Origin of the sequence: Kitasatospora sp. NPDC057518, from assembly GCF_042802075.1 — a bacterium.
In the GTDB taxonomy this organism is placed as follows: Bacteria; Actinomycetota; Actinomycetes; order Streptomycetales; family Streptomycetaceae; genus Kitasatospora.
Genome location: NZ_JBHVEU010000481.1, coordinates 1 through 6594, shown reverse-complemented (window position 1 = coordinate 6594; position 6594 = coordinate 1). Strand labels below are relative to the sequence as shown.

Genomic DNA, 6594 nt, shown 5'->3' with positions numbered 1-6594 from the left:
GGCGTGCAGCCCGGGCGCGGCGGCGAGGAAGCCGTCGGAGCCGGCCGTCCAGGCCGCCCCGGCGGCGTCCGTCACCGTGGCGCCCGCCTCGCGCGCGATCAGCGCGCCGGGCAGCAGGTTGCCCGCGTCCAGGCCGTACTCCCAGAACAGCGCCAGGTGCCCGGAGCCGACCTGGGCCACCTGGAGCGCGGTCGGGCCGAGGTTGCGCACCGCCAGGACCGCGCCCGCCATCGCGGACAGCGACTCGCCGGCCCGGCGCAGCGCCACCGGGTCGGCGGCCACCCGGGGCGGCTGGCTGGTGGCGGCGACGGTGACGGCCAACTCCCGTTCCAGGGGCGCGATCGGCCGCCCGTCCAGCTCGGCCCCGCCGCCGAGCACCGCCCGGTAGGTGCGGCCGTCCTGCTCCGGGGCGTGCACCACGGCCAGCACCGCCGCGCCGTCCCGCACCAGCGTGGCGGTCACCGCCCAGTGCGGCTGCCCGAGCAGGTACTGCACCGCGCCGTCGGTCGCGTCGCACAGCCACCACTCGCCTTCGGCGGGCACCGGGCCGTCCAGTTCCTCGGACACCCAGCCGGCCCGGGGGCGCAGCGCCGTCAGCCGCTCCCGCAGGGCGGCGGCCGCCGGGCCGTCCAGATCGGCGAAGCGGGCCGCCGCCTCCTCGACGGTCCGCGCCGTGACCGGCTCGGCGGACCGGCGTGCCGCCAGCCCCGCACCGACCTCGCGCACCGCGGCCTCCACGCCCTCCGCCAGCCTCCACAGCCCGTCCGTCACGGTGACTCCTCCTCGCTCCGGGCCGGTGTCCGCTCCGGCCGCCCGGGACAAGGAGTACCGTCGGGGCTGCCGAACAGGACGCAGCAGCCGCCGGAAGTGGCGGGGATCGGACACCATGGACCTCTCCACCGCCGATCCGGACAGCGTGCTGGACGCCCTCGACCGCCGCCTGGTGTGCGCCCTCCAGGTGGACGGACGGGCCGAGCCCGGCCGGATCGCCGAGGTGCTGGGCGTCTCCGCCCGGACGGTCACCCGCCGGCTGGGCCGGATGCGGCAGGCCGGGGTGCTGCGGGTGGTCCGGCTGCCGGACGTCGAGGACGCCGCCGTGGGCGCGCTGCTGCTGCGGGTCCGGGTGCTGAGCGGCCGGGTGGACGCCATCGCGCGGGCCCTCGCCGACCGCCCCGACGTGCCGTTCGTCGACGTGATGCTCGGCGGCCACGAGGTCGGGGCCGTGGTGCTCACCGACGCCGGCTCCCGCGACCGGCTGCTGTACGGGCAGCTGCCCGCGACCGGCGCCGTCACCGAGACCACCACCCACGCGGTGCTGCACGCCTTCGCCGACGCCGGGCAGTGGCGGGCCGGGTACCTGACCGGGGAGGAGGCCGCCGCGCTCGCCCGGTCCGCCGTCCCGCGCCCCGCCGCGCCCCCGCCGCTGGACGATCTCGACCGCACGCTGCTGGAGCGGCTCGGCGAGGACGCCCGGCAGTCCCACGCCGTATTGGCCGCGGCCGTGGGCGCGCCCGAGTCCACGGTGCGCCGCCGGCTGCACCGGCTGGACGGGGCCGGGCTGCTGCGCACCCACGCCACCGTGGACCCGCGGCTGCTCGGCCTGGCCGTGGACGCCAACCTCTGGCTGGACGTGCCGCCCGGCCGGATCGCCGAGGTCGGCACGGTGCTGGCCCGCCACCCGCGGGTGCACGGGGTGTTCGCCACCAGCGGCCCGGCCAACCTGCTGGCCACGGTGTTCTGCCCGGACCACGGCGAGCTCTACCGCTTCCTCACCGACACCCTCGGACCGCTCGGCGTCACCCGGGCCGAGACCACCATCACCGCCCGCGCGGTGAAGCGGGCGGGCGTCCTGCTCCGGCAGCCGCCCCGGCGGCCGTAGCCCGGGGCCCGGCTGCCGTAGCCCGACGACCGTGCCCGTGCGGGCGCCCGCCCTTACCTGCGGGGTAATCGACGCCCGCCGCCGGGCCGGGCAGGGTGGGGGCACCCGGTGCGGCCGCCACGGTCCCGGGGCCCACCCCCGACAGGAGGCGATCCGCCATGTCCGCCCACGCGAACACCCTCAGCCCCGCCCGGCCAGGTTCCGTCTTCTCTCCGTGGACGGTGCGCGGCGCCCTGACCCTGGACGCCCTGGTGACCGGCGGCAACGGCCTGGCCTACCTGGCCTTCTCCGGTCCGCTCGGCGAGCTGCTCGGCGCGGGCCGCACCACCCTGGTCGAGGTCGGGCTGCTCCTCCTCGGGTACGCCCTCGCGGTCGGCGCGCTGGCCGCCCGGCGGCAGCCGCCGGGGCCGGGGGTGCGGGCGGTGATCGGCGTCAACCTGGCCTGGGTGGTGCTCAGCCTGGTCGCGATGGAGGTGTGGCTGGAGCCGACCACCGCCGGGTTCGTCTGGATCCCGGTGCAGGCCGCGGCGGTGGCCCTGTTCGCCGTCCTCCAGTTCACCGCCCTGCGGCGCCGGGCCCGGCAGCAGGGTTAGCGCTCGGGGCCGACCACGGACTGCAGGAACCGCACCGTCTCCGCGTCGGCCGGCAGGAAGGTCTCCATGGCCAGCTCGGAGACGGTGACGTCCAGCGGCGTGTTGAAGGTCGCGATGGTGGAGAGGAAGGAGAGCACCCGCTCCTCGTACCGGATCCGCAGCGGCAGCGCGAACGGGGACCCGTACGCGCCCGGCCCGTCCACCCGGTCGTCGGCCGGCTCGTCCGCCGGGTCGCCGGCCGGTTCGGGGTAGCCGCGGACCTCCTCGTACAGCCGGCGCAGCGGCTCGGCGCGGACCAGCTCCAGCTGCCGCTCCATCCGCTCCAGCAGGTGCCGCCGCCACTGCCGCAGGTTGACGATGCGCGGCGCGAGCCCGTCGGGGTGCAGGGTGATCCGGATCGCGTTGAACGGCGGCTCCAGCAGGTGCGGGGCGACGCCGTCCAGGAGCAGTCCGAGCGAGCGGTTGGCCGCCAGCACCCGGAAGGACCCGTCGACCACGACCGCCGGGTACGGGTCGTGGGCGGCCAGCAGCCGCTCCAGCCCGCCGCGCAGTGCGGCCATCGACGGGTCGTCCAGCGGTGTCTCGGGGTAGTGCGGGGCGTAGCCGGCCGCCAGCAGCAGGGCGTTGCGCTCGCGCACCGGGACGTCCAGCTCCTCGGCCAGCCGCAGCACCAGCTCGCGGCTGGGGCGGGAGCGGCCGTTCTCGACGAAGCTGAGGTGGCGGGCCGAGGAGTCCGCCCGCAGTGCCAGTTGCAGCTGGCTGAGCTGCCGTCGTACCCGCCAGCCGCGCAGCAGCGGACCGACGCCGGTTCCCGTCGGGCTGCCCATGCCCGCCATGATCGTCATGGCCCAGGACGGTACTCGAACCACCCCGGTCGGCGGGAGGGGGCGCGGGGGACCAGGCGACAAGGAGCCCGGGGCCCGGGGGATCAGGGCTGGGGGATCAGAGCCCAAGGGATCCGGGGCTCAGACGCCGGTGCTGGACCCCGGGCGGATGACCATGAGCACCACGACCACGGCCCACAGCAGGTTGAACACCCCGGCGGTCATCGGCAGCAGCTTCAGGCCGCCGACGGCCTTGGCGTGCTGCTCGTCCGACGGGTCGAGTTCGAGCGCGTCCACGGCGGCCTGCTGGCCGGGCAGCACGAAGAGCAGGAGGGAGAGCGCGGCGATCGCGGTCAGCACCATCGAGACGATCACCCAGGACTGCCCGAGCACGTCCATCACCTGGGCCAGGCCGATGCCCAGCACCGGCACCGCGACCCCGAGCAGCGCGTAGACCTGGGTGATCCGGTGCAGCACCCGCAGCACGCCGGCGTCGGAGGCCCGGTCCGGTCCGCCCGCCAGCGCGGCCTTCGCCCGGCGCGGGAACATGCTGACGGCCACCGCGACCGGGCCTATGAACAGGACCGACACGAGGACGTGCAGGCTCAGCAGGAACTTGGCCATGGCGGGGCACCCTCTTGAATCCGGTGGGCAGCTGGTCGGCTGGGGGCGGGGCGCACGCGATCGGCGGGCCCACGACCAGGCACGCTAACACCGCTTATTCACCGGCCCACCGCGCGGGTGGGCGCCGGAGCCCGCCGCCGGAGCCCGCCGATGCCCGGCGCCCCGCCCCCTTCGCTCAGCCGGCCGCCGTGAGCTCCACGATCCGGGGCGGGGCGGTGCTGACGGCCGCGACGGCGGCGGCGTGCTCCGGGTCGGTCCAGTCGAGCAGGTGCAGGTCCTCGTACTGGCTGCGCAGCGGGGCGCCCGGCGGGACGGTCAGCGGCAGGGCGGAGAGGTCGACCCGGCCGAGGGTGTCCAGGGTGGCCCGCCCGATCTTGATCAGCGACTCCTTGCGCACCCAGAGCCGCAGGAACGCCCGCTCCGGCTCCGGGTCGGCCTCGACCAGGGCGAGCTCGGCCGGGGCGAGCACCCGGCGGGCGACCGAGCTCAGCGAGCCGCCCCGGGTGGACAGCTCGACGTCGACCCCGACCGGCTGGAACCCGGCGCCGGCCGCGACCACGCCCCGGGTGTGCGACAGGCTCACGTGCACCCCGGGGTGGTCCGGCAGGTAGGGCTTGCCGTGGTCGGCGAGCCCGCAGTCCGGGCACTGCTGGGCGAGGACGAGGCCGGCCACCGGTACGCCGAGCAGCCGGGCGGCGCAGAGCCGGACCAGGACGTGGCCGGCGGTGAAGTCGGTCCGCCCGGACTCGTGCCGGAAGCGCGCGGCGCGCTCCCGCTCCATGGCGGTCAGCAGGTGCTCGCCCGCCTCGGGGTGCCGCAGTACGGCGTCGGCGGACGCGACGGCGACGAGCGGCGCGCTCTGTTCCTGGGCCTCGGTGGTCATGCCTCCAACCTAGGGCCTTGCCGTCCGTCGGCGCCCGCCCGAGGGAGCGCTGCTCCGTACGGATGAATTTCGGATCCGATCTGAGGGTCTGTAAAGTGCGGATGGTCCGTTTTGGGGTTGGATGTCCCGGATCTGTGAGATCGCCAGCAGATGGCACGGAACACGGCAGGTCGTCCCGGCCTGTCCTTTTCTCATGCACGGAGGAATTGTCGATGGGTCAGGCCACCGGTTCGCCGGATCACAGAACGACCGCCGTGAGAACACCGGCCACACGACGGCGCCGGGCCGTCCGGGTGGCGGTGGCGACCGCCCTCACCGCGCTGCCGCTGGCCGCGGTGCTGACGGTCGGTTCCGCCGCCCCGCTGGCCCCGCCGCTGGGCGCCTGCTCGGGGCCCGACTGCCCCGCCACCTGGCCGCCGCCCAACAACGGCGACTTCCCCGGCCGCGACGCCACCATCAACGTCTTCACCGGCGGCGACTACACGGTGACCGGGCGCGCCGCGGAGGCCGAGGGCAAGATCGTCACGCTGGGGAACCTGACCGTCGACAAGAACGGCGGCGGCATCTACAACATGGGCGTCGTCGGCGTCGGCTCGCGCGTGGTGCCGCCGAACGGCAGCGACTTCGTGACCACCGGCGGCAACGTCGACGTGCTGACCGGCAACGCGATCCTGATCGGCGGCAGCGACTCGCACGGCCCGGCCTTCGGCAACCTGCGCCACGCGGGCTCCGTCACCGGCACTGTGAACATCGACCCCACCGGCGAGTCGATCCAGGACCCGAACGCGGCCGCGCCCTACCAGTCGGTGCTGACCCAGATCGAGGAGGTCTCCGACTGCGTCGGCCGGGCCACCGCGACCGGCACCGTCGACATCTCCCCGAGCCAGGCGACCTTCACCGGCGACGGGACCAGCATGAAGCAGGTCTTCAACGTCACCCAGAACCTCGCCTCGCCGTCCGGCGGGCAGATCGGCCTGGTCTTCAACAACATCCCGGCCGGCGCCACCGTCGTGGTGAACATGCTCGGGGACAGCCCGATCATCAACACCTACACCGGTACCGGCCTGGCCGGGGACCAGACCACCGACATGCGCTCGAAGCTGATGTACAACTTCCCGACCGCGACCTCGGCGCAGATCCTCGGCAGCGCCCAGTTCCAGGGCTCGGTCATGGCCGGCAATCCGGGCGGCACCACGACCATCGCCCAGCCGGGCATGAACGGCCGGGTGTACCTGGCGGGCAACCTGGTCCACACCGGTACCGGCGGCTACGAGATCCACAGCTACCCGTTCGACGGCGACCTGCCGGACTGCGCCGTGACGCCCAGCCCGTCGCCGACCTCGCCGACGCCGTCCCCCTCGCCCACGTCCCCCTCACCGACCTCGCCGAGTCCGACGTCTCCGTCGCCGACCTCGCCTTCTCCCACGTCGCCGTCGCCGACGTCCCCGTCCCCGACCTCGCCGAGCCCGACGTCCCCCGCGCCGACCTCTCCGGCACCGACCTCGCCGTCGGCCAGCGCGACGACGTCGAGCGCCGGTCCGGGCCCGACCAGTCACCACCCGACCAAGGCACCGACCAGCCAGCACCCCGGTGGCGGTGAGCTGCCCTCCACCGGTGCGGGCAACGCCCCGGTGGTCTTCGGCCTGGCGGGCGTCAGCCTGCTCGGCCTCGGCGGCCTGGCCGTACTGGCCGCCCGCCGCCGCGGCCGCCACAGCTGACGGACCGTACGGCTGACGAACTGACGAACTGATCAGCCGGACAGCGGCGCAGGCCGCCCGAGTCGACCCCGAC

Annotated in this window: 7 protein-coding genes; 3 read left to right on the top strand and 4 right to left on the bottom strand. The window is 75.3% G+C overall.

The annotated features are described in order from the left end of the window. On the bottom strand, positions 1-771 hold a 771-nt coding region (locus ACFU7Z_RS33745; RefSeq protein WP_380781729.1), incomplete at its 3' end, for an inositol monophosphatase family protein. A 115-nt stretch (positions 772-886) separates the two neighbouring features. On the opposite strand from ACFU7Z_RS33745, the gene ACFU7Z_RS33740 reads away from it, so the two are divergent. Both ACFU7Z_RS33740 and ACFU7Z_RS33735 read left to right on the top strand, forming a co-directional pair. Then, a complete protein-coding gene (locus tag ACFU7Z_RS33740) occupies positions 887-1879 on the top strand; it encodes an Lrp/AsnC family transcriptional regulator (protein ID WP_380781727.1) in 993 nt (330 codons plus the stop codon). A gap of 158 nt (positions 1880-2037) precedes the next feature. Next, positions 2038-2472, top strand: coding sequence for a hypothetical protein (locus ACFU7Z_RS33735; RefSeq protein ID WP_380781725.1), 435 nt, complete (start codon positions 2038-2040; stop codon positions 2470-2472). Here the strand turns inward: ACFU7Z_RS33735 and ACFU7Z_RS33730 are convergent. From ACFU7Z_RS33730 to ACFU7Z_RS33720, 3 genes are all read right to left on the bottom strand, one after another. After that, a complete protein-coding gene (locus ACFU7Z_RS33730; protein ID WP_380781723.1) occupies positions 2469-3317 on the bottom strand; it encodes a helix-turn-helix domain-containing protein in 849 nt (282 codons plus the stop codon). The two genes, ACFU7Z_RS33735 and ACFU7Z_RS33730, sit on opposite strands and share 4 nt — an antisense overlap. Positions 3318-3437: 120 nt before the next feature. Then, the gene (locus ACFU7Z_RS33725) at positions 3438-3920 is read right to left on the bottom strand and encodes a hypothetical protein (RefSeq protein ID WP_380664762.1); all 483 of its coding nucleotides are present in this window, start codon (positions 3918-3920) and stop codon (positions 3438-3440) included. A gap of 175 nt (positions 3921-4095) precedes the next feature. Beyond that, positions 4096-4803: a 4'-phosphopantetheinyl transferase family protein gene (locus ACFU7Z_RS33720; RefSeq protein WP_380781720.1), complete on the bottom strand. Its 708-nt coding sequence runs from the start codon at positions 4801-4803 to the stop codon at positions 4096-4098. Positions 4804-5057: 254 nt separating this feature from the next. Between ACFU7Z_RS33720 and ACFU7Z_RS33715 the strand changes: the two genes are divergently transcribed. Continuing rightward, positions 5058-6521, top strand: coding sequence for a choice-of-anchor A family protein (locus ACFU7Z_RS33715; protein ID WP_380781718.1), 1464 nt, complete (start codon positions 5058-5060; stop codon positions 6519-6521). Positions 6522-6594 lie beyond the last annotated feature (73 nt).

Excerpts from the sequence above, each read along its gene's own strand:
- ACFU7Z_RS33740 (WP_380781727.1), top strand. The coding sequence starts at position 887 with ATGGACCTCTCCACCGCCGATCCGGACAGCGTGCTGGACGCCCTCGAC.
- ACFU7Z_RS33735 (WP_380781725.1), top strand. The coding sequence starts at position 2,038 with ATGTCCGCCCACGCGAACACCCTCAGCCCCGCCCGGCCAGGTTCCGTC.
- ACFU7Z_RS33730 (WP_380781723.1), bottom strand. The coding sequence starts at position 3,317 with ATGACGATCATGGCGGGCATGGGCAGCCCGACGGGAACCGGCGTCGGT.
- ACFU7Z_RS33725 (WP_380664762.1), bottom strand. The coding sequence starts at position 3,920 with ATGGCCAAGTTCCTGCTGAGCCTGCACGTCCTCGTGTCGGTCCTGTTC.
- ACFU7Z_RS33720 (WP_380781720.1), bottom strand. The coding sequence starts at position 4,803 with ATGACCACCGAGGCCCAGGAACAGAGCGCGCCGCTCGTCGCCGTCGCG.